Below are 25,244 nucleotides of genomic sequence, written 5' to 3'. Positions count from 1 at the left end.
GACACGACCGTCCTTGAAATGCACAATTGCGTTCGTGACCCATGACAACGACGTCCCGCCGGGCTCCGAGGCGTTGATCGTGGTCCACGTGCCCCTGGTCGGCCACATCGTTCGCGAGACGATGGCCAGGGTCCCCTCGCACGTGGACCGAGACGACCTGAGCTCCGCCGGACTCGCCGCTCTTGTCCAGGCTGCCCATGCCTACGACCCCGATCGGGGCGTGCCCTTCAACCGCTACGCCAGCACTCGCATCCGGGGCGCGATCCTCGACGAGCTGCGCAGCGTCGACTGGGCCTCGCGCTCGGTCCGACGGCGGGCTCGCGAGCTCGACGCCACTCGGTCGCGGCTGGCGTCCACGCTCGGCCGGCCCGCGACGACCGTCGAGGTCGCCCAGGCCTGCGGTCTGAGCGCCGAGGAGGTGGCCGCGAACGACGACGACGTCGCCCGCGCCCAGGTCCTGTCCCTGCACGCGTCCGAGGACGACACGTTGGCCGACGGCCTCGTCTCCAGCAGCCCGACCCCCGAGGTGCTGCTGGAGCACCGGGAGCGACTGACCTACCTCACCGAGGCGATCGCGGAGCTGCCCGAGCGGCTGCGCCACGTCGTGGAGCAGTACTTCCTCGCCGAGCGGCCGATGGCGGAGATCGCCGCCACGCTCGGGGTCACCGAGTCCCGGGTGTCGCAGCTGCGGGCCGAGGCGCTGGTGCTGCTGCGCGACGCCCTCAACCACGAGCTCGAGCCGGACCTGGTGCCCGAGGCCGCGCGTCCGGGCGGAGCCGCCGCCCGGCGCCGGGAGGCCTACTTCGCGGCGGTCGCCGCCCGGCATGCGTCGGGACTGCGAGGGCAGGCCGCCGGCCGGAGCACGATCACCGCCAGCGCCTGACGGGCCCTCCCCGCAGCACCTCCTCCCCACAACTCCAGAACGCGAACGCCCCGAGGGGATCGCCGCAGAGGAAGTCCCGAGAATTCTGCGTCGATCCCCTCAGGCGTTGCCGATGCCGGCCGATCGGACCACCTGAAGGCGCCCACGGATGGGCTCCAGAACCGACTCACAGATCCAGGAAGGAATCATCATGAGTCTCCGCATCAACCAGAACATCGACGCCCTCAACTCCTACCGCAACCTGTCGGTGACCCAGGGCCAGATGTCCAAGTCGCTCGAGAAGCTGTCGAGCGGTTACCGCATCAACCGGGCCGCGGACGACGCCGCCGGCCTGGCGATCTCGGAGGGCCTGCGCTCGCAGGTGGGCGGTATCAAGGTCGCCGTGCGCAACGCGCAGGACGGCGTCAGCGTCGTGCAGACCGCTGAAGGTGCGCTCACCGAGACCCACTCCATCCTGCAGCGCATGCGCGACCTGGCCGTGCAGTCGGCGAACGACTCCAACGACACCGACTCGCGCAACGCGATCGAGGCCGAGTCCGACGCGCTGAAGGAGGAGCTGACCCGGATCGCGGAGAAGACCACCTTCAACAACATCGACCTGCTGAAGGGCAACTTCGACGGCAAGTTCCAGGTCGGCTACGCCTCGGGCGACACGATCGACGTCAAGATCAACTCGGGCAACACCAGCGCCGCCAAGTCGTCGTGGAACAACGGCGCCGCAGTCGCCACCGCCGCTGCCGCCGTCTTCACCCAGGGCGGCGTGGTCACCACCACGGCCGCGCTGACCGCCAGCACCGACGCGCACGACATCGCCGGCCAGCTGAACAACGACGCCAACTTCTCGGCCGTCTACTCGGCGAGCGTCGACCAGAAGACCGGCGGCCTCGTGGTCACCAGCAAGACCGGCAACACGGCCGCCATCGCCGTGACCGGCGGCCTGTCCGCGGCGACCACCAACGCAGCCGCGGGCGCCAGCACCGGCGGGTTCTCCTCCATCGACCTCGGCGTCGACGGGATCGACCTGACCACGCAGGCCGGTGCGACCTCGGCGATCGACGACATCGACCTGGCGATCAAGGCGGTCTCCACCTCCCGCGCGAACCTCGGTGCGCTGCAGAACCGGTTCGAGCACACCATCAACAACCTGAACGTGACGCAGGAGAACCTCTCGGCCTCCGAGAGCCGGATCCGCGACACGGACATGGCCAGCGAGATGATGAACTTCACCCGTTCGCAGATCCTCTCGCAGGCCGGCACGGCGATGCTGGCCCAGGCCAACCAGGCCCCGCAGGGCGTCCTCTCCCTGCTGCGCTGATCTCGTCGGTGGGTCGGCCGGAGGCTGACCCACCGACGAACCCGAAGGTTCCCGGGGGAGCGCTCGCGCTCCCCCGGGGCCTTGTGGGCGACGTCCTCATCGCCGTCCCGTCGCCCACACCGTCGTCAACCCCGTCGCACACCGTCGCCAACGCCGTCGTCAACCCGGTCGTCCGAGCAGGAGGCTCCTCGTGCCCAGCAGCAGCATCAGCGGCCTGGCCAGTGGCCTGAACACCGCCGAGATCATCGACCAGCTCATGCAGCTGGAGCGGATCCCGCAGGTGAAGCTCTCGGGCCAGAAGGACCGCGAGAACGCGATCCTGACCGCGCTGCGCGCGCTCAACACCGACACCACCCTGCTGGCCGGCAACGCCGCCAAGCTCGCCAAGGCCGAGACCTGGCAGACGCTGCAGGGCACCGCGACCGGCACCGGCGTCACCGTCGACGTCGCCGCCGGCGCCTCCGCGTCCTCCTTCTCCTTCACCGTCGACCGACTGGCCGTCAGCCACCAGCTGGGCTTCACCACGCCCGCCGCGCTGACCGACGTGGTCTCCCAGCCGCAGGTGACGATCACCGGCTCCGACGGGGTCCCGCACCAGATCGACGCCGGCTCGGGCTCCCTCGAGGACCTGGTCGCGGCGATCAACGCGGCGACGGAGACCACCGGCGTGAAGGCCACCGCCGTCCGGGTCGCCGACGGCAGCTACCGCCTGCTCGCCGAGTCGACGACGACCGGCGCGGCCTCGGCGTTCACGCTGACGAACGGCGACGGCAGCGACCTGCTGGGCGGCGCCACGGTGCGCGCCGGCACCGACGCCCAGATCAGCCTGGGCGCCGGCATCGTCGCGACCTCCTCCACCAACACCTTCACCGATCTGATGCCGGGCGTCAGCGTGACGCTCGGCGCGACCACCACGGTGGGCACGAGCTCCGCCGTCTCGGTGGCCCGGAACAGCACCTCGATCACGGCCTCGGTCTCGTCGCTCGTCGACCAGCTCAACGCGCTGCTCACGAAGATCGACACCCAGACGGCCGCCAAGACCAGCACCACGAGCGCCGGCGTCCTGTCCGGCGACTCCACCGCCCGCGCCCTGCGCATCCAGCTGCTGAACACGGTCTTCGGCGACGGCACCACCTCGATGGCGCCGCTCGGCATCCAGACCGACCGCTACGGCAAGCTCACCTTCGACGCCGAGAAGTTCAAGGAGGCGTACGCCGCGGACCCGGCGGGTGTCGCCGCGAAGTTCACCACCGGCGCCACGCCCGAGGCCAACGGCTGGGCGGCCCGGGTCGAGTCGGTCGCCAAAGCGGCGACCGACTCCTACAACGGCACCATCACGAACGCCGTCACCGGACACACCTCCACCGTCGACCGGCTCACCAAGAGCATCGAGGCCTGGGACACGCGCCTGGAGATGCGGCGCGCCTCCCTCCAGCGCCAGTACACCGCGCTCGAGACCGCGCTCTCGAACCTGCAGAGCCAGAGCAGCTGGCTCGCGGGCCAGATCGCCAGCCTCCCGACGTACTCGTGACCACGAAAGGTTGACCGATGACGATGCCCAACCCGCGCGAGACCTACCTCGCGGCCTCCGTCTCCACCGCGACGCCGTCGCAGCTGCTGGTGATGCTCTGCGAGCGGTTGGTCGTCGACGTCCAGCGGGGCACGGAGGCGCTGCGGCGGGGTGAGCCGAGCCAGGCCCACGAGCCGCTGCTGCACGCCCAGGAGATCGTCCTCGAGCTCAACGCCAGCCTCGACGTGACGGTCTGGGCCGGCGCGGCCGGTCTCGCGTCGCTCTACGACTACCTCCACCACGAGCTGGTCCGGGCCAACATGGTCAAGGACCTCCAGGTCGCCGAGTACTGCCTGCAGACCGTCACCACGCTCCGCGACACCTGGCGCGAGGCCGCCGGCACGCTGCTCGCCGAGACGGCATGAGCGCCCCCGCCAGGGGCGTCGACGACCCGGCCCGCGCGGCCCGGCGGCACCACCTGCACTGGGCCACGGCACTCGACCGGCTGGAGCTGGACGTGATCCGCGCCGAGCGGATGCTCGAGGATCCCTCCCGTCCCGCACCGGAGGACTGGGACGAGCCGATGCTCGATGGCCCGATCCCGGCCGACCTGCGGGACCGGGCCATCGCCCTCCGCGAGCGACAGCGCCGGGTCCAGGCCGCGATGACCGACGCGCTCGGCACCATCGCACGCCAGCACGAGTTTGCCGCCCGCGTGGACCGGGCGACCCGCCAGGACGGCGCCGCCGTGTACGTCGACGTCACGGCCTGAGCCCGCTCAGGACCACCGAACCGCACGTCCGGACCCACTTTCCCTCCAGATTTCCTCAACCGCGTCGCAGGTCCGCCGATGACCTGTTCTGAGCACGGATCGCTCGCCCCCCGCCGACGGAACGGCCCCCACCCCCCTTGTCTTTCATCGGAGGCCAGGCGTGTCGTTCCACCTGTCCGATCCGGTCGGTGCGGTCCTCGGGTCCGCGCTCGACGGGATCGCCCTGCGCCAGCGCGTCATCGCTGACAACATCGCCAACGTCGACACCCCGCACTACCGCGCGAGCAGCGTCGACTTCGAGACCAGCCTGCGCGCCGCCATCGGCTCCGGGGCGACCGGACCGAGCGACCTCGCCCTCACCCCGACGCTGACCGCCACCGACACCCCGGTCGGCGCGAACGGCAACAACGTCGACCTCCGCAAGGAGACCCTGGCGGCGGTGCAGTCCCAGTTCCAGTACCAGATGGTCACGCGCGCCACCAGCGACCGCTTCGACCTGATCCGCACGGTGGCGGCTCCCTGATGGGCGCCTTCGACGCGCTGCGCATCGCCAGCTCCTCCCTGGGCATGCACCAGACCTGGCTGGACGCGCTGGCCAGCAACATCGCGAACGTCAACACGGTCGTGCGCACCGACGAGACCGCGTTCCAGGCCCAGAGCCCGATCGTCCGGGCGGCCGCCGGGGGCGGGGTGGAGATCGTCGGCATGGCCCTCACCGACCCGGAGGGTCGCGTCGTCTCCGATCCGGACAGCCCGCTGGCCGACGCCGACGGCAACGTCCGCGCGCCCGAGAACGACCTCGCGACGCAGCTGACCCAGCTGGTGATGGCCCAGCGCGGCTTCCAGGCCTCGGTGCAGGTCACCAAGGACGCCCAGGACACCTACCGCAGCGCGCTCGAGATCGGACGCCGGTGATGACTGACCACACGACCGCGCTCGCCACGACCTCGTCTCCGCGGGGGCTCCGATGAGCGTCCCCGCGATCGAGGCGATCGGCTTCCAGCCCTACGTCGCGCCGACGCTGCCCGCCTCCGCCGCGACCAACGCGGCGCGCACCTCGGGCACCGGTGCGGCGTTCGGCGACCTGCTCGTCGACGGCCTGGACCGCCTCGAGGCGGTCCAGGACAAGGCGGACAAGCTCGCCGTCCAGGCCGCGACCGGTGACCTCGACGACATCCACGACTACACGGTCGCCGCCACCGAGGCCTCGGTGACCGCCCAGCTGACCGTCGCCGTGCGCAACCGGGCGCTCGAGGCGTTCACCGAGATCATGCGGATGCCGATCGGATGAAGCAGAACCTCGCCCGCACGCTCACCCGCCTGCGGACCACCTTCATGTCGCTCACGCTCGGCCAGCGCCTGGTCGCCGTGGTCGGCACCGGGGCCCTGCTGCTCGCGGCGTTCATGGTGTTCCAGTGGGTGTCGACCCCGAACTATGCGCCGCTCTACAGCAACCTCGCGTCCGCGGACGCCTCGTCGGTCATCGACGAGCTGGAGGCCGAGGGCGTCCCCTACGAGCTCGCCGACGGCGGCAGCACGATCATGGTGCCGCGCGACAAGGTGTACTCGACCCGGATCACCCTGTCCGGCCAGGGCCTGCCGGCCAACAGCTCCGCGGGCGGCTACTCCATCCTCGACGGCCAGGACATCTCGACCTCGGACTTCCAGGAGCAGACCGACTTCAAGCGGGCCATGGAGGGCGAGCTCACCAAGACGATCGAGGCGATCGACGGGGTGAACACCGCCGTCGTCCACCTCGCCATGCCGGAGAAGCGGGTCTTCTCCGACGAGCAGGACCCGACCACCGCGTCGGTGCTCGTCGACACCGCGGCCGGCACCAGCGTCGACGCGCAGAAGGTCCAGGCGATCGTGAACCTGGTCGCATCGAGCGTGGACGGCCTCGACCCGGCGAACGTCACCGTCGCGGACTCGACCGGCAAGGTCCTCTCGACCGACAGCGGCGCCGGAGGTGCCGGCACCGGCACGCAGGCCCAGGCGGTCGCCGACTTCCAGGCCCGCAAGACCCAGCAGATCCAGACCATGCTCGACCGGGTCCTCGGGCCTGGCAACTCCACGGTCCAGGTCTCGGCCGACCTCGACTTCGACAAGGCGATCCAGGAGTCCACGACCTACCGGGGCAACCGGAGGACGCCGCCGCTCTCCGAGTCCACCGCCAAGGAGTCCTACGAGGGCGTGGCCCGCACCGGCAGCACCGGTGTGCTCGGGCCCGACGGCCAGATGGGCCCGGGCGGGGCCGCCGACGGCGAGGACGGCACCTACTCGAAGGAGTCGACGACCCGGGACAACGCGGTCGAGACCACCAAGGAGCACCGCGAGGCGGCCCCGGGCAGCGTCCGGTCGCTGCACGTGGGCGTCGTGCTGGACTCGGCGTCCGCCCAGGGCGTCGACGCCGCCGACGTGCAGGACCTGATCACCGCGACCGTCGGCATCGACCCCGACCGCGGCGACACCGTCGAGGTCTCGACGATGTCGTTCGACCGCACCGCCGACGAGGCGGCCGCGGCCGAGCTCGCGGCGGCCGCGAAGGCCAAGGCCGACGCCGAGCGGTGGCGGCTGATCCGCAACATCGGCATCGGCGTCGCCGTCCTGGCGATCCTGCTGCTCGCCTGGCTCCGGGCCCGGCGCGGCCGCCGGCAGCGCGAGGACCGCACGGCGTATCTCGTCGAGCAGCTGCGCCAGGACGCGGCCGACCGCGCGGCGGCTGCCGCCGAGCTGCAGCCCACGCCCGCGGTCGCCGCCCTCGAGGCGAGCGAGCAGGCCGCCGACGACGAGCTGAAGCGGGAGATCGCCGCGCTCGCCGAGCGTCAGCCCGACGAGATCGCCACGCTGCTGCGCGGCTGGCTGGTGGAGCGCCACTGATGAACATCGCATCCATGGGCGTCCGCAAGGCCGCCATCGTGCTGATCCAGCTCGGCCGGGAGAAGGCCGCCGCCGTCCTCAGCCACCTCGGCGACGCCGAGGTCGAGGCGATCTCGGCGGAGATCGCCTCGCTCGACGTGGTCGACGCCGCCGAGAGCGGCGCCGTGCTCGCGGAGTTCGCCGCGATGGCGACCGCGCAGGCCCACATCGCCCACGGCGGGTTGGCCTTCGCCCGCACCATGCTCGAGGAGTCGCTGGGCGAGGAGCGCGCCAAGGAGATCATGGAGCGCCTGCAGGCGGCGGCGATCAAGATGCCGTTCCAGTTCCTGCACCGCGCCGACCCGGGTCAGCTCCGCACGTTCATCGCCGACGAGCATCCCCAGGTGATCGCGCTGGTGCTCGCCCACATGACGCCCGACAAGGCGTCGATGGTGATGGCCGGCCTCCCCTCGCACCTGCAGGCGGAGATCGCGCACCGCATCGCGGTCATGGACCGGACCTCCCCGGAGATCATCCGGGCGGTCGAGGCCAACCTGGAGCGCAAGCTCTCGTCGGTGCTCCAGCCCTCGGACATGTCCCGCGTGGGTGGCGTCGACCCGTTGGTCAACATCATCAACCGGTCCGACCGGGTCACCGAGCGGCAGATCGTGGAGGGCCTCGAGGCGCTCGACGCCGAGCTGGCCGACGAGGTGCGTAGCCGGATGTTCATGTTCGAGGACATCGTGCACATCGAGGACCGGTCGGTGCAGCTGGTGCTGCGCCAGGTCAACGAGGCCGAGCTGGCCCTGGCGCTCAAGGGCGTCAGCGAGTCCGTGCGCAACAAGATCACCTCCAACCTCTCGTCCCGTGCCGCCGAGACCCTCATCGAGGAGGTCGACCTGCTCGGCGCCGTCCGGCTGACCCAGGTCGAGGAGGCGCAGCAGAGCGTGATCCGCAAGATCCGCCAACTCGAGGAGCAGGGCCAGATCATGGTGCACCGCGGCAGCGAGGAGGAGCTCGTTGTCTGAGGCACTCACGCACCCCGAGACCGCCGAGCCCGCCGACACCGGCCAACCGGTCGTCTGGCCCTCCGCCGAGCGTCCCGACCTGCGTCGCGGCGTCTGGACCCGCCTGGGCGACGGGCGGGTGCTCGGCGACGGGCCGACCGAGGCGATCCTCGGCGGCCTGGCCGAGCGCACCCGGACCGCCGCGCAGGCGCAGGGGTACGCCGTCGGCTGGGCGGCGGGCCAGCAGGCCGCGCTGCGGCGGGCGGCCGAGCGCGAGGCCGCCGCGACCGCCGAGGCCGAGCGGCGCGAGGCGGCCCGCGCCCGGGAGCACGCGCTGGCCGTCGTCGCGCTCGAGGAGGCGGCCGCGGCGCTGACGGCCGCGGCCACCGAGGTCACCGCCCGCATCGGCGAACAGGCGGCCGACCTGGCGTTCGAGCTGACCCGCACGCTGGTGGGACACGAGCTGTCCGTGACCGCCGACCCCGGCGCCGACGTGGTCGCGCGGGTGCTGGCGGTGCTGCCGAGCGGACCGGCCGTGACGGTGCGGCTGCACCCGCGGACGGCGGAGGGCGTCTCGCCCGACCCGCTGGGCGCGCACGGCGTCGAGGTCGTCGCCGACCCGGCGCTCGACCCGCACGACGCCGTCGTCGAGACCGACACCACCGCGATCGACCTGCGCATCTCCGAGGCCCTGGACCGGCTCCGCGAGGCCCTGTCGTGAGCGCCGGGACCCTGACCGCCGAGCGCCGGACAGCAGCCCTCGAGGCCGTGGTGCCGCCACGGCTGGGCCGGGTCGTCGGCCTGCTCGGCCTGCGGGTCACCGTCGCCGGCGTACCGGCCGCCCTCGGCGACCTGCTCGAGGTGCGGGGCGCCTCCGGCCGGGTGCCGGTCGAGGTCGTCGCCAGCGAGCACGGCGTCCTCACCTGCCTGCCGCTGGCCGACACCTTCGGCCTGCGTGTCGGCGACCACGTCGAGGCCAGCGGCCGCGGCCTGCGCATCGCGGTCGGCGAGCAGCTCCGCGGCCGCGTGCTCGACGGCCTCGGCCGCCCGATCGACGACGGGCCGTCGCTCACCCAGCTGCCGCAGGTCGTGGTGGACAACCAGACCCCGCACGCCCTGCTGCGGCCGCGGATCGACCAGCAGCTCAGTCTGGGCGTGCGCGCGATGGACGCGCTCACCGCCTGCGGACGCGGCCAGCGACTCGGCATCATGGCCGGCTCCGGCGTCGGCAAGTCCAGCCTGCTCTCGATGATCGCCCGCGGCACCGAGGCGGAGATCTCCGTGATCGCGCTGATCGGCGAGCGGGGCCGCGAGGTCCGGGAGTTCCTCGAGAACGACCTCGGCCCCGAGGGCCTGGCCCGCTCGGTCGTCGTCGTCGCGACCTCCGACGAGCCCCCCGTCGTCCGGCTGCGCGCGGCGTTCGTCGCCACCCGGATCGCGGAGTGGTTCCGCGACACCGGGCGGCACGTCGTGCTGATGATGGACAGCCTGACCCGCGTCGCGCTGGCCCAGCGGGAGATCGGGCTGTCTGCGGGCGAGCCGCCGGCCACCCGGGGCTTCCCGCCGAGCGTCTTCGCGATGCTCCCCAAGCTGCTCGAGCGCGCCGGCACCTCGCCCGCCGGCAGCATCACCGGCCTCTACACGGTGCTGGTCGAGGGCGACGACCTGCAGGACCCGATCGGCGACGCCGCCCGATCGATCCTCGACGGACACATCGTGCTGACCCGCGAGCTGGCCACCTCGGGCCACTTCCCCAGCATCGACGTGCTCGAGTCGATCTCCCGCGTCTCGGCGATCGTCCCGCCGACCGGCAGGCAGGACGCTCGACGGCTGCGGCGGCTGCTCGCCGCGCACCGCAACGTCAAGGAGCTCGTCGAGATCGGCGCCTACGTCGCCGGCACCGACCCCGACGCCGACACCGCGCTCGCGCTGATGCCGGCCATCGAGACGTTCCTGCGCCAGGACATGGACGACGTCACCCCCGCCGCCGACACCTGGTCCGCGCTGCGTGAGCTGGTGGCCCCGTGACCGCCCGGACGAGCGCCCGGCGCGGCGAGCTGAGCGGGCTGCTCCGCCTGCGCGGCGTGCGTGAGCGCGACAGCCGCATCGGCCTCGCCACGGCGCTGGGCGAGGAGCGCGAGGCGGCGGCGCGGCTCGCCGACCTGGAGCAGGTGCTCGCCACCCTGCCCACCCCCGAGAGCTGGGACGCCGCGGCGTTCCAGGGCCGCCAGCACACGCTCGAGCTGATCCGGATCGCGATGGGCACGGCGCGCGCCGAGCTCGAGACCGCCCGGCACGTCAGCGCCGCGGCGCGCGACCGCTGGAGCAGCGACCGCAGCCGCCTCAAGGCCGTGGAGTCGCTGATCGAGCGTCGGGCCGCCGCCGCCCGCGCGGAGCGCCTGCGACGCGAGAACCGCGAGCTCGACGAGGTCGCCGAGCAGCTCTGGCGGCGCCGCACCCCGGCGCCGGCCATCGACGGAGGTACCCCATGAGCATCGCCGAGGTCACCAGCCGGATCAGCCAGATCAAGGCGCAGCTGGCCCTGCTCAGCGGCCCGGTGGCCGCCACGGGCAGCAGCGGCGCCGCCTTCGCCGGCGCGCTGCAGGACGCCACCGCGCCCCCGACCGCGCGGATCACCGCGGGCACCGGCGGCGTCGGCGACCAGGTCGTCGCGAACGCCCGGAAGTATCTCGGCGTCCCCTACGTGTGGGGCGGCACCGACCCCGCGACGGGCCTGGACTGCTCCGGCCTCGTCCAGCAGGTCTACTCCGAGCTCGGCTACGACCTGCCCCGGGTCTCCTACCAGCAGGCACAGGCCGGGCGCCCGGTCGCAAGCCTCGCCGAGGCCCAGCCCGGCGACCTCGTCGCCTTCAACTCCCCGGTGAACCACATCGGCATCTACATCGGCGACAACCAGATGATCCATGCCCCGCGCCCGGGCAAGGACGTCGAGATCTCGCCGGTCTACGCCACCCCGAGCGCGATCCGCCGGATCGTGCCGGACGCACCCGCGGCCGGAGCGCTCGGCTCGATCGGGGCCATCGGGACCACCGCGCCCGGCCGGGTGGCCGCCGGCACGCCGTACGCCTCGCTGTTCGACGGCGCCGCGGCCCGGCACGGCGTCAGCGCCGCGCTGCTCTCGGCGGTCGCCAAGCAGGAGTCCGGATACGACCCGCGGGCCACCAGCCCCGCCGGGGCGCAGGGCTTGATGCAGCTGATGCCCGGCACCGCCCAGGGGCTCGGCGTCACCAACGCCTACGACCCCGCCCAGGCCGTCGACGGCGCGGCGCGACTGCTCAAGAGCCTGCTCGACCGCTTCGGCAGCACCGATCTCGCGCTGGCCGCCTACAACGCCGGTCCGGGCGCGGTGCTCAAGTACGACGGCATCCCGCCGTACGCCGAGACCCAGAACTACGTCACGTCCGTCCTGTCGACGCTGGAGGCAGCCGCATGAACCCGACGTCCCTGCTGAGCGGGCTCGGTGCCGCGATCGGCGCGAACCCCTCCCTCGGCGGCGCGAACGGCGGCCCCGACGGGTCGGCCCCGGGTACCGGCGACCTGTTCCTCTCGCTGGTGGCCGGGCTGCTCGGCGACCAGGCCCCGGACGCGGTCGCCGTGCCGGACGGCACCGCCGACGACGGCAGCGCGGCGGGATCCGCCCCGGGGCCGACGGGCCCTCCCGGCACGGGCCTGCCCGCCCCACCCGGCCTGCCGGTCCCCGGCGACCCGGCCGACCAGACCGACCCGACCGACCCGGCCGACCCGACCACACCGGCGGCCCCCGGGACCACCGCCGCGATCTCCGGCCCGGTGCCCGTGCTCGGCGCGGCACCCGCGCCGGTCTCGACGGGCCCGGCGCCGATGGGCCCGGCCTCGACGGGACCCGCCTCGACGGGCCCGTCCGACGCCGGCCGGCCGGCTGGCGGCGTCGGCGCGCCGGGTCCGAACCCGGCGTCCGCCGGCTCCACCCCGCCGACGGACGCCGATCCGAGCCCGGCCATCACCCCGGGGGCCGGCGACGACGCCGTGCGTCCCGCCGGCACCTCTTCGAGCACCGTCGCGAACGGCACCCCGAGCCCGAGCCAGACCACGGGCCCGACCGCGGCGGCGCTCGCACCGGCCGGCGCACCCCCGACGGTCTCCGCCCCGACGGCACCGTCCGCCCCGCCGGTGGACCCGCACCGGGTCACCGGCCAGGTCTTCCCGGAGGTGGTCCGGGTCGCCGGGACCACCGCGGACGGCGGCCCGCAGCGGCTCACCGTCAAGCTGAACCCGGAGACGCTCGGCGAGGTCCGCGTGGTCCTCACCCAGCGCCGCGGGGAGCTCGAGGTGCGCCTCGCCGGCGGCGAGGACGCACGGCGGGCCCTGACCGAGGGCGCACCCGAGCTGCGACGGCTGCTGGAGTCGGTCGGCCGCGGCGACTCGCGGATCGTGATCCGCGACCTCTCGGGCGGCACCGCCCCGACCCCTGCCCCGACCCCTGCGCCGGCCCCGGCGTCGGACGGCTCGGCGCTGCGCAGCGATGTCTCGACCGACCTCGGCGGCGACGCCTGGTCGGGCGCCGGCCGCCCGGGCGGCGAGCCGGCCGCGGACCGGGGAACCGCCCGGTACCGCGCCTCAGGAAGCACCAACGCCACGGATGGCACCTCGAGCGCGGCGGACCCGTCGCGTGTCAGCACGACGAACGCGCCCGGCCGCCCCGGCGGCCTGGACGTGTCGATCTAGGAGGAGCCATGTCCGTCCCGGCAACCGAGGCCGTGACCCCGAACGGGATGTACCGGTCACCGACCACGACGACCACGGGTTCGAACTCCGACAAGGAGATGTTCCTGAACCTCATGGTCGCCCAGCTGCGCTACCAGGACCCGCTCAACCCGGCCGACTCGGGTGAGTTCCTGGCGCAGAACGCGCAGTTCACCGCCCTGGAGAAGATGCAGGACGTCGCCGACCAGACCGCCGCCCTGCTCGCCGCGCAGATCTCGTTCGGCGCGGCGGGGATGGTGGGCAGGAACGTCACCTACCTCACCGAGGACGGCGGCACCGCGTCCGGCGTCGTGAGCTCGGTGACCTACGACGCCACCGGACCCCGCCTGACGGTCGGCGACCAGAGCGTCTCGCTCGGCCAGATCTCCTCCATCAGCGCCGCCGACCCGGCGACCGACCCGGCGACCGACCCGGCCTCCGAACCGTCCACCAGCACGGCGCCCGCCGTCTGATCGATCACCACCGCCTCCCAAGGAGAACCCATGCTTCGCTCGCTCTTCGCCGGCATCAGCGGCCTGCGCGTCAACCAGGTCATGCTCGATGTCACGGGCAACAACATCGCCAACGCCAACACGATCGGCTTCAAGTCCAGCCGCACCGTCTTCTCCGACACCCTGTCGCAGATGCTCACCGCCAGCACGGCACCTGGCAACGGACGCGGCGGCACCAACCCGATCCAGGTCGGCCTCGGCGTCCAGGTCGCCGCGACCACGACCAACTTCAACCAGGGGTCCAACCAGACCACCGGCGGCCTGACCGACATGATGATCCAGGGCGACGGGTTCTTCGTCGTCCGCAAGGGCGGCCAGGACGTCTACACCCGTGCCGGCGCGTTCACCTTCGACGAGCAGCGCAACCTGGTCGCCCCCGACGGCGGCCTGGTGCTGGGCTACACCGGCGCCAGCATCGACGCCACCGGCAACGTGATCAACCCGGCCGGCGCTACGCCGACGCCGATCAGCCTGCCCGCCGACGACGGCGCGGCCCCGCCCGCCGTCCCGAGCCCGCTGAAGTCCTACGAGATCGGCGCCGACGGCAAGATCACCGCCACCTTCGACAACGACGACCGCCGGGTGATCGCGCAGCTCGCCATCGCCGACTTCAACAACCCGGCCGGCCTGGAGAAGGTCGGCGCCACCAGTTTCCGCGCGAGCGCCAACTCCGGTGCCCCCCAGACCGACATCCCCGGCGCCGGCAGCCGCGGTCAGCTGGTCATCGGCTCGGTCGAGATGTCCAACGTCGATCTGGCCGCCGAGTTCACCAACCTGATCCTGGCCCAGCGCGGGTTCCAGGCCAGCTCGCGGGTGATCACCACCTCCGACCAGGTGCTCGAGGACCTCGTCAACATCAAGCGCTGATCCGGGCTCCTGAGGCAGCGGACGCACGGGTGCCGGTCTCCGGCGCCCGTGCGTCTTCGTCGGGCGACACCCCTCAGGTTCGGGTGTCCGCCGCCGATCAACCCATCGAGCCGCCACGGATGGCTGCTTATCGCAAGGCCCAAGGACGGTGCACATGATCACGCTCACGCGACTCTCGGGAACGGCGTTCGCGCTCAACTGCGACCTCATCGAACGCGTCGACGCCACGCCTGACACGGTGGTCACCCTCGTCGACGGCAAGAAGTACGTCGTGGCGGAGTCGCTCGCCGAGGTGCTGCGCCTGGTCCGGCTCTACCGCGGCGAGGTGCTCGCGCTCAGCACCTCCCTCGAGGTCGACCCCTGGGGCCACGACGAGCCCCGTCAGCCCCGTCTGGGCACGGTCTCCGAGCACCCGGCCGCCCGGCTCCGCCGCGCCGCCACCGAGACGGAGTCCTGATGGACCCGATCACCATCATCGGCGTCATCGGCGCCCTGGCCTTCATCGTTGCCGGCAACATGATGGAGGGCGGCAACCCGATGAGCCTGATGCTGCTCCCGCCGATCCTCATCGTCGTGGGCGGCACGATCATGGTCTCGCTCGCCGGCGGCACGCTCGGCGACGCCAAGCTCGCCGTACGCGGCATGGTGCACGCGTTCACCGGCAGCGCACCGAAGGTCAGCGCCGTGGTGCCGACCCTGGTCTCCCTGGCCGACAAGGCGCGCCGCGAGGGCCTGCTGGCGCTCGAGGACGCGCTCACCGACGTCGACGACCCGTTCCTGGCCAAGGGCCTCACGCTCGCGATCGACGGCACCGACCCCGAGGAGGTCCGCGACATCCTGGAGGCGGAGGTCGCGGCGGCCAAGGCGGACACCCGGCAGGCCGCGAGGTTCTTCAACCAGGCCGGCTCCTATGCGCCGACGATCGGCATCGTCGGCACCGTGATGGGCCTGGTGCACGTGCTGGAGAACCTCGCCCAGCCCGAGGAGCTCGGCCACCTGATCGCGGGCGCGTTCGTCGCCACCCTGTGGGGCGTGATGTCGGCGAACGTGTTCTTCCTGCCCGTCGGCGCCCGGATCACCCGCCTCGGCGAGCTGCGGGCCGCCCAGATGGACATCGTCATCGAGGGCGTCGCCGCGCTCCAGGCCGGCTCCAACCCGCGCGTGGTCGCCCAGCGCCTCCAGTCGCTGCTGCCCCCGGACCAGCGTGAGCCGGAGGCGGCATGAGCCCGCCGAGGCGCCGGCGCAAGAAGCCGGAGGATCCCGAGGAGCACGTCAACCACGAGCGCTGGCTGGTCACCTACGCCGACATGCTCACGCTGCTGATGGTGCTCTTCATCGTCATGTTCGCGATGAGCCAGGTCGACCAGAAGAAGTACAACGCGCTCAAGAACGGCCTTGCCGACGGCTTCGGCGCGACCAGCTCGTTCATGAAGGGCTCCGACTCGATCCTCGAGGGCCAGCTCACCGAGGGGTCCAACCCCAGCCTCGCGGGCTCCAAGATCTTCGAGCAGCTCTCCCCTGCCGAGCAGGCGGTGGTCTCCGAGGTGATCGCGCAGGAGGAGCTGCGGCGCCAGCGGTCGTCGTACGACGCCGCCGTGCTGGAGGTGGACCGGCTGCGCGCGGCCGAGCACAAGCTCAAGGCCGCCCTGGAGAAGCGCGGCCTCGCCGACGACGTGGCGACGACCATCGACAACCGCGGGCTGGTCGTCAGCCTGGTCTCCCGGCACGTGGTGTTCCAGCCGAACATCGCCCGCCTCAGCCCGCGCGGCCGCGAGGTCGTCGACACGCTGGCGCCCGTGCTCTCCGCGCTCGGCAACGACCTGGAGATCGACGGCCACACCAACCAGGCCGCCGGCCGGCCGAAGTACTACGCCACCGACTGGGACCTCTCCGCCGCCCGGGCGGTCGAGGTGCTGCGCCGGCTCAACGAGACGGCCGGGATCCCCGGCAGCCGGCTCTCGCTGGCGGCGTTCGGGCACGAGAAGCCGCTGATGGAGCCCTCGAAGCCGGGCTCGCAGGCGGTGAACAAGCGGGTCGACATCGTGGTCCTGCCCGACGTCAGCCCGGCCTCGCAGCAGCTGCTCGACGAGGTCGCGAAGGGGCGCTTCGGCGAGCGCGCGGCCGATCCGGCCGGCACCACCGGCAGCACGAACGAGACGTCGGCCGCCGGCGGCGACCGCGCCGCCGGCGCCGGCCACAGCACCGAGGGAGGACGCGGATGAGCACGACCGCCGAGAAGGCGCCCGAGACGACCGAGTCCGACGGGAGGAGGCTCGGCTGGAAGAAGCTGGTCCTCCTCGCCGTCGCACTGCTCCTCGTCGCCGGCGCGGCGTACTGGTTCCTGCTCAGGCCGAGCGACCCCACGGCGCCCCCCGAGCCGGGCGAGATCGTCAACCTGGACGCCACCCAGATCAACCTCGCCGACGGCCACTACCTCCGGCTCGGCCTGGCCCTGCAGCTGACCTCGACCGCCAAGGAGGCCAACGGCAGCAAGGCCCTGGACGCGGCGATCCAGCTGTTCAGCGGGAAGCGTCTGGAGCAGCTCGAGGGCGGCCGGCGCGACGTCCTGAAGCAGAAGCTGGCCGCGGAGCTCGAGCACCTCTACGAGGGCGACGTGATGGACGTCTACTTCACGGAGTTCGTCACGCAGTAGCCCCGTCCGCCGGGCAGGCTCCCGGCACCCGATCCACATCACTCCGACGCAATCCCTCAGGTCGTCGGGGCCGGCGCCGATGCCTGTACTCGTGGCGCCCTCAGACTCCCCTGTCGCAACTCCCCCTGCACCGACCCCCACTCCGGCCGCTGCACCGGCCGCGGACGGCGTGACCCGTCGTTCCTCCGCGGAGCCGGTCCTCTACGACTTCCGGCGTCCGATCCAGCTCTCGCGCGAGCACTCCCGGATGCTCCAGGTCGCGCTGGACGGGTTCTGCCGGCTGGCCACGACCGTCTTCACGTCGTCGCTGCGCACGGTCTGCTCGGTGAGCCTGACCGGCATCGAGCAGAGCACCTACTCCGAGTACGTCGACTCGCTCGACGCCACGACGTACCTCACGATCTTCTCGGCGGAGCCACTGCTCGGCAAGTGCGTGCTCGAGGTCCCGCTGCGCGCGGTGATGACCACGGTCGACTACATGCTCGGCGGCCCGGGCCGCGAGGACCAGCCCGAGCGGCCCCTCACCGAGATCGAGACCAGCGTGGTCCGCGGCCTGCTCGAGCGCCTCCTCGGCGAGCTCCGGTACTCGCTCGCGCCGATCGTGAGCTGCGAGCCGATCATCACCGGGGTCGAGTACAGCCCCCAGTTCGCGCAGGTCGCCGGCGCGGCCGACGTGATGGTCGCGATGCGGCTCGAGCTGCGCATCGGCGAGCGCGCGTTCGAGATGACGATGTGCATGCCGTTCTCCGGGCTGCTCCCCCACATGATCCGGGCCGCGGCCCCGGCCCCGGTCTCGGACCGCGAGCGGGCCCAGCGCGCGCAGTCGGCGGCGAAGCTCCGCGACCAGTTCCAGCGGGTCCCGGTCGACGTCTCGGTCCGGCTGCGCCCCACCACCCTGGCCCCGCCCGACCTCGCGGCCCTCCAGCCCGGCGACGCCATCCGGCTCAACCATCCCTCGTCGGCCCCGCTCGAGGTCGTGGTCGACGGCATCAACTTCGCACATGCGACCGCCGGGACCAGTGGCTTCCGGCTGGCCGCCCTGATCGTGGACACCCCCAAGGAGACCCAGTGAGCGACCCCGTGAGCACCGAGACCACCTTCACCGAGCTCGCCGGCGGTGCCGCTGCCGCGGGCGCCGCGGTGCTGCCGGCCACCGAGCAGCTCGGCGTCGGCGCCGTCGTCGCGGGCGACCCGGACGTCGCGGGCCCGTTCGCCGGCGCCGTCGTGGCCGACCTCGACGGTACGTCGGGCCGCGTCGCGCTGCTGGTCGGCCGGCAGCTCGTCGACGCGCTGGCGAGCAGCCCGTTGGGCGGCCTCGACCTCGCCGCGGCCCTCCAGCCCACCCTCGACGCGGTGGCGACGGCCCTGCACGGCCGGGTCGGCGCCGCCCGCGAGGTCGCGACCGATCTGGTCACCCGCGAGATCGCCGGGCCGTTCACGGTGGCCTTCCTGAACACGACCCTGAACACCAACTCCGTCGCGGCGGCGGTGCTGCTGCCCGACTCGGTGCTCGCCGCCGCCCAGGACGCCGCCGCAGCACCGGCAGCGAGCCCGGCAGCGGCGGCCGCGACCGGCGCGGTGCTGAGCTCGCTCGGCTCGAGCGACCTGCGCCCCCACCACCCGGGCATCGAGATGCTGCACGGGGTGGACATGGAGGTCACGGTCGAGATCGGCCGGACCCGGATGACCGTCCGCGACCTGCTGGAGCTCACCCCCGGCGCGGTGCTCGAGCTGGACCGCGCCGCGGGCAGCCCCGCCGACCTGCTCGTCAACGGCCGGCTGATCGCCCGCGGCGAGGTCGTCGTCATCGACGAGGACTTCGGGCTGCGGATCACCGAGATCGCCGTCGACGCGGCCGCGAGCTGACCCGCCGATGCTCGAGCTCGCCATCCGGCTGGTCTTCTCGCTGGCCGTCGTGCTGGGCCTGCTGGCCCTGCTCGCCAAGCTCGGCGCGCGCCGGTTCCGTGGCGGCAAGGACGCCATGGTCCGGGTACTGCACCGTCAGTCCATCTCCCGTGGCACCGCGGTCACCGTGGTCACCGTCGGCGGTCGGGTGCTCGTCCTCGGCACCACCGAGCACCAGGTGCGCGTGCTGACCGAGCTGGACCCCGAGGAGATCGCCGACCACCTGCCCGACGACGTCCCCGGGATGCCCGGCGAGGTGCTGGCGCTGGTCCCGACCTCCGAGTCCGGCGAGTCCACCGCCGCGACCCCCGTCGAGGTCCCCGCGGCGGCCGGTAACGCCGCCGGCGGTGCCCTGTCCGGCTCGGTCCTCAGCATCGACACGTGGCGCCAGGCCTTCGCCGCCGCCACCCGGCGGATGTCGTGACCACGCTGGTACGCCGCGCGGGCATCGTCCTGGGCCTGCTGGTCGTCACGGTCGTCGTACCGGCGATCGTGCTGCCGGCGGCCGCGGCACCCACCGGCCCCGACGGCCCGTCCGGGCCCGCCGGCGGCACGTCGGACGTCACGATCGGCCTCGACGGCCTCACGCAGAGCCCCAGCACGTCGGTGACCGTGCTCATCGGCCTCACCCTGATCTCGCTGCTGCCCGCGATCCTGCTCAGCTGCACGGCGTTCACCAAGATCTTCATCGTCCTCGGACTCACCCGGAACGCACTGGGCCTCCAGCAGACCCCGCCCAACCAGGTGCTCGCCGGCCTCGCGCTCTTCCTCAGCCTGTTCGTGATGGGCCCGGTGCTCGGCGAGATCAACGACATCGCGCTGCAGCCCTACCTCAACGGCGACCTGACCGCGTCGGCCGCCCTGGACTCCGGCCTCCAGCCGCTGCGCGACTTCATGCTCGCCAACACCGACGACAACGAGCTGGAGCTGCTGACCAACGTCGCGGGCCGCGAGATGCCCGCGAACGCGGAGGAGGTCTCGACGACCACCCTGATCCCCGCGTTCATCCTCACCGAGCTCAAGCAGGCCTTCATCATCGGGTTCGTCATCTTCATCCCGTTCCTGGTCATCGACCTGGTGGTCAGCGGCGCGCTGATGGCGCTCGGCATGATGATGATGCCGCCGGTGATGGTGTCGCTGCCCTTCAAGCTGCTGCTCTTCGTGATGGTCGACGGCTGGGCCCTGGTCATCAAGTCCCTCGTCTCCAGCTACGGAACCTAGGTGCACCATGTCCGACACCACCGTCATCCACCTCGCCCTGCAGACCATGCTCGTCGCGCTCAAGCTGTCGGCGCCGATCCTGGTCACCTCGCTCGTGATCGGCTTCACGATCTCGCTCTTCCAGTCGCTGACCCAGATCCAGGAGTTCACGCTCGCCTTCGTGCCCAAGCTCGTCGGCGTCGGCGTCGCGCTGCTGCTGTGCGGCAACTGGATGATGCACACGCTCGTGGCCTTCACCAACGACATCTTCGAGGGCCTCCCGGCCATGCTCGGCTGAGGCTGCGACCACTCCCACCATGACCCTCACCGTCTCGGGCGAGCCCCTGGTCGCCTACCTCCTGGCCTCCGTGCGGATCCTCGCCTGGCTGGCCGTCGTGCCGCCGTTCTCCGGACGCACGGTGCCGACGATGGCGAAGGTCGTGCTGGGCCTCGGGCTCTCCTTCGCGGTCGTCCCCGACGGGGACCTGATCCCCCTCGACACGATCAGCCTCCTGCTGAACGTCGCGACCCAGGTGCTCGTCGGCGTGGCGATGGGGTTCGTCTGCCACCTCCTGCTCGCCGCGATCGCCGCGGCCGGCAGCCTGGTCGACGTCTTCGGCGGCTTCTCCCTCGCACAGGGCTTCGACCCGCTGTCGATGAACGGGACCACGGTCTTCGGCAAGTTCCACCAGATGCTCGCCACCGTGCTGCTCTTCGTGACCGGCGGGCACCTGATCGTCATCGGCGGCCTGCTCAAGACCTTCCAGTTCCTCCCCCTCGGCGCGACCCCCGACTGGGGCAGCTTCCCCGACGTCCTGCTCACGGCGTTCGGGCTCTTCTTCACCACCGCCGTGCAGATCGCACTGCCGCTGATCGCCGTCCTCTTCCTCGCCGACCTGGGCCTGGCGCTGCTCACCAAGGTGGCCCCGCAGATGCAGGCGATGGCGGTGATGTTCCCGGTGAAGATCGGCCTCACGCTGCTGCTGGTCGGACTCTCCTTCCCGGTGCTGCCGCACGCCATCGACCGGATGGTCGACCTCTCCACCCAGGCGATGTCCGTGCTGTCGGGAGCCGGCTGATGAGCGAGGAGAAGACCGAGCAGCCCACCGCCCGGCGCCGCAAGGAGAACCGCAAGGAGGGCAAGGTCCCGCGCACCCAGGAGCTGGGGGCGTGGTCCGCGCTGGCGCTCTTCGCGCTGGCGCTGCCCAAGCTGATCGGACACGAGCTCTCCGCGCTCCAGGACATCATGACCAGGTGCCTGAGCATGGGCGGCGAGGCCGACGTCGCGCGGGCCCTGACGCTGCTCGGCGCCGGGCTCTGGCACGTGCTGGTGTCGCTGCTGATCCTCGGCTCCGCGGTCCTGCTCGTCGGCGTCGCCGGTGCGCTCGCGCAGGGCGGGTTCTACCTCGCCAAGAGCGCGGTGAAGCCGAAGCTCTCCAAGATCAACCCGCTCCAGGGAGCCAAGCGCCTCTTCGGCCTGCACATCCTCTGGGAGGGCGCGAAGATGCTGGTGCGCAGCGCGATCGTCGTCGTCCTGGTCTGGGGGGCGGTCCAGGCGGCGATCCCGATGATCGGCGGCCTGGTGCCGATGCAGGTGGTGATCGAGCAGACCGCCGCGAGCGCGCTCGGCCTGATCCGCAACATCGCGATCATCGGCGTCGTCCTCGGCGCCGCCGACTACCTCGTGCAGCGCAAGAAGATGGGCAAGCAGACCCGGATGACCAAGGACGAGGTCAAACAGGAGCACAAGCAGTCCGAGGGCGACCCGCTGCTCAAGGGCGCGATCCGCTCCCGCCAGCTCGCGGCCGCGCGCAACCGGATGATGGCCGACGTGCCGACCGCGGACGTCGTGCTGGTGAACCCGACGCACGTCGCGGTGGCGCTGCGCTACGACCCCGCGCGGGGCGCGCCGCGCGTGGTGGCGCGGGGGGCGGGCGCGATCGCGACCGCGATCCGGGAACGGGCCGGCGAGGCCCGGGTGCCCCTGGTCCGCGACGTACCGCTCGCCCGCGCGCTCTACACCTCCACCATCGTCGGCCAGGAGATCCCCGCCGAGCTCTTCGCCGCGGTGGCCCAGGTGCTCGCGTTCGTGATCAGCCGGCGCACCCGTGGCCAGTGGGGCGGCGAGCACCGCACCCCGCGGCACGACCCCGAAGTGCCGGCCGTGCTGCCGGCCGCACGGCGCCGCCGCAATCTCTCAGGTCCGATCCCGACCGGCCGATAGGCAGCACGGACCCCAGGACGGAGTCACCCCACCGGTGCCACGGACGGCGCTCAGCATCGGCCTCGGTCGAACCTCGCTCGATCTCGTTCGGAACCCTGGAGGACCCACGTGCCCGTGAAGCGGATGACCCAGCTCGGGGTGCCCGTCGGCATCGTGCTGATCGTCGTGATGCTGGTCGTCCCGCTGCCGGCAACGGTCCTCGACCTGCTGATCGCCCTCAACATCACCACCGCGCTGCTGGTGCTGATGGTGGCCATGTTCGTGCACCGACCGCTGGACTTCGCGGCCTTCCCGGCCGTGCTGCTGGTGATGACGCTCTTCCGGCTCGCGCTCAACGTCAGCGCCACCCGGCTGGTGCTGCTCGACGGCTTCGCCGGGAAGGTGATCGACACCTTCGGCCACTTCGTGGTCGGCGGTTCGCTGATCGTCGGCCTGATCGTCTTCGCGATCCTGCTGGTCATCCAGTTCGTGGTCATCACCAACGGCGCCGGCCGGGTCGCCGAGGTCGGTGCCCGCTTCACGCTCGACGCGATGCCCGGCAAGCAGATGGCGATCGACGCCGACCTGAACTCCGGGCTGATCGACGAGGACGAGGCCCGCCGGCGCCGCGCCGAGGTGCACGCCGAGGCCGACTTCTACGGCTCGATGGACGGCGCCTCGAAGTTCGTCAAGGGCGACGCGATCGCCGCGATCATCATCACGCTGGTCAACCTGATCGGCGGCTTCGCGGTCGGCGTCGGCCAGCTGGGCATGCCGTTCGGCGAGGCGGTCACGACGTACAGCCTGCTGTCGGTCGGCGACGGCCTGGTCTCACAGATCCCCGCGCTGCTGCTCTCGGTCGCGACCGGCCTGATCGTCACCCGCTCGGTGAACGACGCCGACATGGGGTCCGACATCGTCCGCCAGGTGATGGCCAACCAGATGCCGCTGCGGGTCGCCGGGTTCGGCGCCCTCGGTCTCTGCCTGATCCCCGGCCTGCCCAAGCTGCCGTTCGTCGTCGCCGGCGGGCTGATGCTGATCGCGTCCTCTCGGGCGGGTGCGGCCGCGAAGCAGGCCGAGGCCGCCGAGCAGGCCCAGCAGGCGGCACCGGCGCTGACCGCACCCGACACCCCGGAACTGCTCGCCGCCGAGATCCAGGTCGACCCGCTCGGCCTGGAGCTGTCCGCGGACCTCATCGACCTGGTCGACGCGAGCAGCGGCGGCGACCTGCTCGAACGGGTCAAGGCGCTGCGCCGCAAGATCGCGACCGACCTGGGCATCGTCGCCCCGCCGGTGCGCACCCGCGACAACCTGCAGCTGCCCAGCCAGACCTACGCGATCCTGCTCTTCGGCATCGAGGTAGCGCGCGGCGAGGCGCCCCCGGGCACGGTCCTCGCCATCGGCGACTACCTCGGCTCGCTTCCGGGCCAGCCCACCCAGGAGCCGGTCTTCGGCCTCGAGGCGAAGTGGATCCCGGTCGAGCTACGCAGCCAGGCCGAGCTCAGCGGCGCCACCGTCGTCGACCGGGCCTCGGTGATCACCACCCACCTCGCGGAGGTCGTCACCGAGCACGCCGGCCGGCTGCTGGGCCGCGAGGACGTGCGGATGCTCACCGACGTCGTCAAGCGCACCCACCCGGTGGTCGTCGAGGAGCTCACCCCGACCCAGCTCAGCCTCGGCGAGATCCAGCAGGTGCTGCAGGAGCTGCTCGACGAGGGCGTCTCGATCCGCGACCTGGTGCGGATCTTCGAGGCGCTGTCCCTGCGCGCCGCCCGCACCAAGGAGCTCGACCCGCTCGTGGAGGCGGCCCGGCAGGCGCTGGGACCGGCCATCGCCGCGCCGTACCTCGTGGACAAGACGCTGCACGTGCTGACCCTCGATCCGCAGCTCGAGCAGCAGATCCTCGAGTCCCTGCGCCCGGGCGAGCAGGGCCAGAGCATCGCACTCGACCCCGAGACCAGCCAGGCGCTGATGGGCAGTCTCGCCCAGCTGACCCAGGACGTCGAGAACCGCAACGTGCGACCGGTGCTGGTCTGCGCCCCGCAGCTGCGGGCACCGCTGCGCCGGCTGATCAACCAGATCGTGCCGCGCCTGGCGGTGCTGTCCTACCAGGAGCTGACCGGCGCCGACCAGATCCGCTCGGAGGGCGTCGTCATCGCCGACCAGCGCCTCGCCGTCGGCGCCTGACCCATCGTTCACCCACCCGGAGGTCCCCATGAGCCCGCTGTCCTGGCCGGTCCTGATCGGCACCCTGCTGATCGGCTCGCCGGCCCTGTACGCCGCGCAGGTCAGCGGCACGCTCTCCCCCGACGTCGCGGTCGTGCGACTGCTGATCTGCCTGGGCGTCGTGTGGGTGGGCTGCTCGCTCGTCGCCTCGCTCGTCGAGGGTGCGGTCGCGGCCAACCGGCGGGCCACCGCCGAGGCGGAGGCCGCCGCGGCCCGCAACACCGAGCCGACCGCCGAGTTCTCCGCCGACCCGACCGCCGAGTTCCCCGTGATGTCGCCCGAGGGCGCCGTCTGAGGGCGGCACCCGCCGGGTCCGGACATGCAGCGACCCGCAGGCGTCGGGCCCCTGAGGGGGCCCATCCCGGTGGACGTGATGACCGGAGCGCCTGCGGGTCGGGTGACTGCTTGGGATTCACCAGCAGCCGTCCCGGGGTGGCTCCACCCCGGGTGATGCTGATGGGCTGCTAGCGGGCAGCCACCTCACGCGTCCTGTAAGAACTCATTCTTCGGACCACCTCCTTTCCCGTGTGCCCTCACGCTAGGCGGGCCCGAGGCGACGTTCAAGGGATTAACGGGAGCCCCACCGTTG

General features: G+C 72.3%; 30 protein-coding genes. All 30 read left to right on the top strand.

The genetic code is table 11. From position 1 onward, the window contains the following. Positions 1–34 precede the first annotated feature (34 nt). The 30 genes from FHU40_RS14025 to FHU40_RS13880 all read left to right on the top strand — a co-directional run bounded on the left by FHU40_RS14025 (position 35) and on the right by FHU40_RS13880 (position 24,950). A complete protein-coding gene (locus tag FHU40_RS14025) occupies positions 35–883 on the top strand; it encodes a sigma-70 family RNA polymerase sigma factor (protein WP_343057861.1) in 849 nt (282 codons plus the stop codon). Positions 884–1,073: 190 nt separating this feature from the next. Next, positions 1,074–2,198, top strand: coding sequence for a flagellin N-terminal helical domain-containing protein (locus FHU40_RS28985; RefSeq protein WP_183592919.1), 1,125 nt, complete (start codon positions 1,074–1,076; stop codon positions 2,196–2,198). A 190-nt stretch (positions 2,199–2,388) separates the two neighbouring features. Next, entirely contained in the window at positions 2,389–3,729 is a 1,341-nt protein-coding gene (gene fliD, locus FHU40_RS14015; protein ID WP_183592918.1) for a flagellar filament capping protein FliD, read from the top strand. A gap of 17 nt (positions 3,730–3,746) precedes the next feature. Beyond that, positions 3,747–4,133, top strand: coding sequence for a flagellar export chaperone FliS (gene fliS, locus FHU40_RS14010; RefSeq protein ID WP_183592917.1), 387 nt, complete (start codon positions 3,747–3,749; stop codon positions 4,131–4,133). Further along, complete coding sequence (locus FHU40_RS14005; RefSeq protein WP_183592916.1) at positions 4,130–4,480, top strand: hypothetical protein; 351 nt, start codon at positions 4,130–4,132, stop codon at positions 4,478–4,480. The genes fliS and FHU40_RS14005 overlap by 4 nt, the downstream gene beginning before the upstream one ends. 160 nt (positions 4,481–4,640) lie before the next feature. Then, complete coding sequence (gene flgB, locus FHU40_RS14000; protein WP_183592915.1) at positions 4,641–5,003, top strand: flagellar basal body rod protein FlgB; 363 nt, start codon at positions 4,641–4,643, stop codon at positions 5,001–5,003. After that, on the top strand, positions 5,003–5,395 hold the full coding sequence (locus FHU40_RS13995) for a flagellar basal body rod protein FlgC (protein WP_183592914.1): 393 nt from the start codon (positions 5,003–5,005) through the stop codon (positions 5,393–5,395). The genes flgB and FHU40_RS13995 overlap by 1 nt, the downstream gene beginning before the upstream one ends. A gap of 52 nt (positions 5,396–5,447) precedes the next feature. After that, positions 5,448–5,771 (top strand): flagellar hook-basal body complex protein FliE, encoded by a 324-nt coding sequence (fliE, locus tag FHU40_RS13990; protein ID WP_183592913.1) that lies wholly within the window; start codon positions 5,448–5,450, stop codon positions 5,769–5,771. Then, on the top strand, positions 5,768–7,360 hold the full coding sequence (gene fliF / locus FHU40_RS13985; RefSeq protein ID WP_183592912.1) for a flagellar basal-body MS-ring/collar protein FliF: 1,593 nt from the start codon (positions 5,768–5,770) through the stop codon (positions 7,358–7,360). The genes fliE and fliF overlap by 4 nt, the downstream gene beginning before the upstream one ends. After that, entirely contained in the window at positions 7,360–8,367 is a 1,008-nt protein-coding gene (gene fliG, locus FHU40_RS13980) for a flagellar motor switch protein FliG (protein WP_183592911.1), read from the top strand. The genes fliF and fliG overlap by 1 nt, the downstream gene beginning before the upstream one ends. After that, on the top strand, positions 8,360–9,067 hold the full coding sequence (locus tag FHU40_RS13975; RefSeq protein WP_183592910.1) for a FliH/SctL family protein: 708 nt from the start codon (positions 8,360–8,362) through the stop codon (positions 9,065–9,067). Before fliG ends, FHU40_RS13975 begins: the two co-directional genes overlap by 8 nt. Then, positions 9,064–10,374, top strand: a complete 1,311-nt coding sequence (locus FHU40_RS13970; RefSeq protein WP_343057860.1) for a FliI/YscN family ATPase — start codon at positions 9,064–9,066, stop codon at positions 10,372–10,374. The genes FHU40_RS13975 and FHU40_RS13970 overlap by 4 nt, the downstream gene beginning before the upstream one ends. After that, on the top strand, positions 10,371–10,838 hold the full coding sequence (fliJ, locus tag FHU40_RS13965) for a flagellar export protein FliJ (RefSeq protein ID WP_183592909.1): 468 nt from the start codon (positions 10,371–10,373) through the stop codon (positions 10,836–10,838). The genes FHU40_RS13970 and fliJ overlap by 4 nt, the downstream gene beginning before the upstream one ends. Beyond that, entirely contained in the window at positions 10,835–11,800 is a 966-nt protein-coding gene (locus FHU40_RS13960; protein ID WP_183592908.1) for a transglycosylase SLT domain-containing protein, read from the top strand. The genes fliJ and FHU40_RS13960 overlap by 4 nt, the downstream gene beginning before the upstream one ends. Beyond that, on the top strand, positions 11,797–13,071 hold the full coding sequence (locus FHU40_RS13955; protein WP_183592907.1) for a flagellar hook-length control protein FliK: 1,275 nt from the start codon (positions 11,797–11,799) through the stop codon (positions 13,069–13,071). The genes FHU40_RS13960 and FHU40_RS13955 overlap by 4 nt, the downstream gene beginning before the upstream one ends. Before the next feature lie 8 nt (positions 13,072–13,079). After that, positions 13,080–13,562, top strand: a complete 483-nt coding sequence (locus FHU40_RS13950) for a flagellar hook assembly protein FlgD (protein ID WP_183592906.1) — start codon at positions 13,080–13,082, stop codon at positions 13,560–13,562. Between the two features lie 30 nt (positions 13,563–13,592). Then, a complete protein-coding gene (locus FHU40_RS13945; RefSeq protein ID WP_183592905.1) occupies positions 13,593–14,468 on the top strand; it encodes a flagellar hook-basal body complex protein in 876 nt (291 codons plus the stop codon). Between the two features lie 154 nt (positions 14,469–14,622). Continuing rightward, entirely contained in the window at positions 14,623–14,925 is a 303-nt protein-coding gene (locus tag FHU40_RS13940) for a flagellar FlbD family protein (RefSeq protein ID WP_183592904.1), read from the top strand. Further along, on the top strand, positions 14,925–15,692 hold the full coding sequence (locus FHU40_RS13935; protein ID WP_183592903.1) for a motility protein A: 768 nt from the start codon (positions 14,925–14,927) through the stop codon (positions 15,690–15,692). The genes FHU40_RS13940 and FHU40_RS13935 overlap by 1 nt, the downstream gene beginning before the upstream one ends. Next, on the top strand, positions 15,689–16,690 hold the full coding sequence (locus FHU40_RS13930) for an OmpA/MotB family protein (protein ID WP_183592902.1): 1,002 nt from the start codon (positions 15,689–15,691) through the stop codon (positions 16,688–16,690). Before FHU40_RS13935 ends, FHU40_RS13930 begins: the two co-directional genes overlap by 4 nt. After that, entirely contained in the window at positions 16,687–17,121 is a 435-nt protein-coding gene (locus FHU40_RS13925) for a flagellar basal body-associated FliL family protein (protein ID WP_183592901.1), read from the top strand. The genes FHU40_RS13930 and FHU40_RS13925 overlap by 4 nt, the downstream gene beginning before the upstream one ends. 169 nt (positions 17,122–17,290) lie before the next feature. Continuing rightward, positions 17,291–18,193: a flagellar motor switch protein FliM gene (locus FHU40_RS13920; protein ID WP_252275067.1), complete on the top strand. Its 903-nt coding sequence runs from the start codon at positions 17,291–17,293 to the stop codon at positions 18,191–18,193. Then, the gene (gene fliN / locus FHU40_RS29530) at positions 18,190–18,987 is read left to right on the top strand and encodes a flagellar motor switch protein FliN (RefSeq protein ID WP_343057859.1); all 798 of its coding nucleotides are present in this window, start codon (positions 18,190–18,192) and stop codon (positions 18,985–18,987) included. Before FHU40_RS13920 ends, fliN begins: the two co-directional genes overlap by 4 nt. A gap of 7 nt (positions 18,988–18,994) precedes the next feature. After that, on the top strand, positions 18,995–19,450 hold the full coding sequence (locus FHU40_RS13910; protein WP_183592899.1) for a flagellar biosynthetic protein FliO: 456 nt from the start codon (positions 18,995–18,997) through the stop codon (positions 19,448–19,450). After that, positions 19,408–20,247 carry a flagellar type III secretion system pore protein FliP gene (fliP, locus tag FHU40_RS13905; RefSeq protein ID WP_252275063.1) on the top strand — a complete coding sequence of 280 codons (840 nt, stop codon included), beginning with the start codon at positions 19,408–19,410 and terminating at the stop codon, positions 20,245–20,247. The genes FHU40_RS13910 and fliP overlap by 43 nt, the downstream gene beginning before the upstream one ends. Positions 20,248–20,254: 7 nt before the next feature. Then, positions 20,255–20,524, top strand: a complete 270-nt coding sequence (gene fliQ / locus FHU40_RS13900; RefSeq protein WP_183592898.1) for a flagellar biosynthesis protein FliQ — start codon at positions 20,255–20,257, stop codon at positions 20,522–20,524. Positions 20,525–20,543: 19 nt separating this feature from the next. Then, the gene (locus FHU40_RS13895) at positions 20,544–21,305 is read left to right on the top strand and encodes a flagellar biosynthetic protein FliR (RefSeq protein WP_183592897.1); all 762 of its coding nucleotides are present in this window, start codon (positions 20,544–20,546) and stop codon (positions 21,303–21,305) included. After that, positions 21,305–22,450, top strand: a complete 1,146-nt coding sequence (locus tag FHU40_RS13890) for an EscU/YscU/HrcU family type III secretion system export apparatus switch protein (protein WP_183592896.1) — start codon at positions 21,305–21,307, stop codon at positions 22,448–22,450. The genes FHU40_RS13895 and FHU40_RS13890 overlap by 1 nt, the downstream gene beginning before the upstream one ends. 123 nt (positions 22,451–22,573) lie before the next feature. Further along, positions 22,574–24,616, top strand: coding sequence for a flagellar biosynthesis protein FlhA (gene flhA / locus FHU40_RS13885; protein ID WP_221199984.1), 2,043 nt, complete (start codon positions 22,574–22,576; stop codon positions 24,614–24,616). Between the two features lie 28 nt (positions 24,617–24,644). Then, a complete protein-coding gene (locus FHU40_RS13880) occupies positions 24,645–24,950 on the top strand; it encodes a hypothetical protein (RefSeq protein ID WP_183592894.1) in 306 nt (101 codons plus the stop codon). Positions 24,951–25,244: the final 294 nt, after the last annotated feature.

It is taken from the genome of Nocardioides soli, assembly GCF_014191495.1.
GTDB lineage: Bacteria > Actinomycetota > Actinomycetes > Propionibacteriales > Nocardioidaceae > Nocardioides > Nocardioides soli.
The sequence above is the reverse complement of the archived record's forward strand: the minus strand, read 5'-3'. Positions and strand labels throughout refer to the sequence as shown.

Excerpts from the sequence above, each read along its gene's own strand:
- fliG (WP_183592911.1), top strand. The coding sequence starts at position 7,360 with ATGAACATCGCATCCATGGGCGTCCGCAAGGCCGCCATCGTGCTGATC.
- fliE (WP_183592913.1), top strand. The coding sequence starts at position 5,448 with ATGAGCGTCCCCGCGATCGAGGCGATCGGCTTCCAGCCCTACGTCGCG.
- FHU40_RS28985 (WP_183592919.1), top strand. The coding sequence starts at position 1,074 with ATGAGTCTCCGCATCAACCAGAACATCGACGCCCTCAACTCCTACCGC.
- FHU40_RS13945 (WP_183592905.1), top strand. The coding sequence starts at position 13,593 with ATGCTTCGCTCGCTCTTCGCCGGCATCAGCGGCCTGCGCGTCAACCAG.
- FHU40_RS13930 (WP_183592902.1), top strand. The coding sequence starts at position 15,689 with ATGAGCCCGCCGAGGCGCCGGCGCAAGAAGCCGGAGGATCCCGAGGAG.
- FHU40_RS13960 (WP_183592908.1), top strand. The coding sequence starts at position 10,835 with ATGAGCATCGCCGAGGTCACCAGCCGGATCAGCCAGATCAAGGCGCAG.
- FHU40_RS13890 (WP_183592896.1), top strand. The coding sequence starts at position 21,305 with ATGAGCGAGGAGAAGACCGAGCAGCCCACCGCCCGGCGCCGCAAGGAG.
- FHU40_RS13880 (WP_183592894.1), top strand. The coding sequence starts at position 24,645 with ATGAGCCCGCTGTCCTGGCCGGTCCTGATCGGCACCCTGCTGATCGGC.
- FHU40_RS13925 (WP_183592901.1), top strand. The coding sequence starts at position 16,687 with ATGAGCACGACCGCCGAGAAGGCGCCCGAGACGACCGAGTCCGACGGG.
- FHU40_RS13940 (WP_183592904.1), top strand. The coding sequence starts at position 14,623 with ATGATCACGCTCACGCGACTCTCGGGAACGGCGTTCGCGCTCAACTGC.
- fliQ (WP_183592898.1), top strand. The coding sequence starts at position 20,255 with ATGTCCGACACCACCGTCATCCACCTCGCCCTGCAGACCATGCTCGTC.
- flhA (WP_221199984.1), top strand. The coding sequence starts at position 22,574 with ATGACCCAGCTCGGGGTGCCCGTCGGCATCGTGCTGATCGTCGTGATG.
- fliF (WP_183592912.1), top strand. The coding sequence starts at position 5,768 with ATGAAGCAGAACCTCGCCCGCACGCTCACCCGCCTGCGGACCACCTTC.
- FHU40_RS13955 (WP_183592907.1), top strand. The coding sequence starts at position 11,797 with ATGAACCCGACGTCCCTGCTGAGCGGGCTCGGTGCCGCGATCGGCGCG.
- FHU40_RS13910 (WP_183592899.1), top strand. The coding sequence starts at position 18,995 with ATGCTCGAGCTCGCCATCCGGCTGGTCTTCTCGCTGGCCGTCGTGCTG.
- fliS (WP_183592917.1), top strand. The coding sequence starts at position 3,747 with ATGACGATGCCCAACCCGCGCGAGACCTACCTCGCGGCCTCCGTCTCC.
- FHU40_RS13995 (WP_183592914.1), top strand. The coding sequence starts at position 5,003 with ATGGGCGCCTTCGACGCGCTGCGCATCGCCAGCTCCTCCCTGGGCATG.
- FHU40_RS13950 (WP_183592906.1), top strand. The coding sequence starts at position 13,080 with ATGTCCGTCCCGGCAACCGAGGCCGTGACCCCGAACGGGATGTACCGG.
- FHU40_RS13895 (WP_183592897.1), top strand. The coding sequence starts at position 20,544 with ATGACCCTCACCGTCTCGGGCGAGCCCCTGGTCGCCTACCTCCTGGCC.
- FHU40_RS13935 (WP_183592903.1), top strand. The coding sequence starts at position 14,925 with ATGGACCCGATCACCATCATCGGCGTCATCGGCGCCCTGGCCTTCATC.
- FHU40_RS14005 (WP_183592916.1), top strand. The coding sequence starts at position 4,130 with ATGAGCGCCCCCGCCAGGGGCGTCGACGACCCGGCCCGCGCGGCCCGG.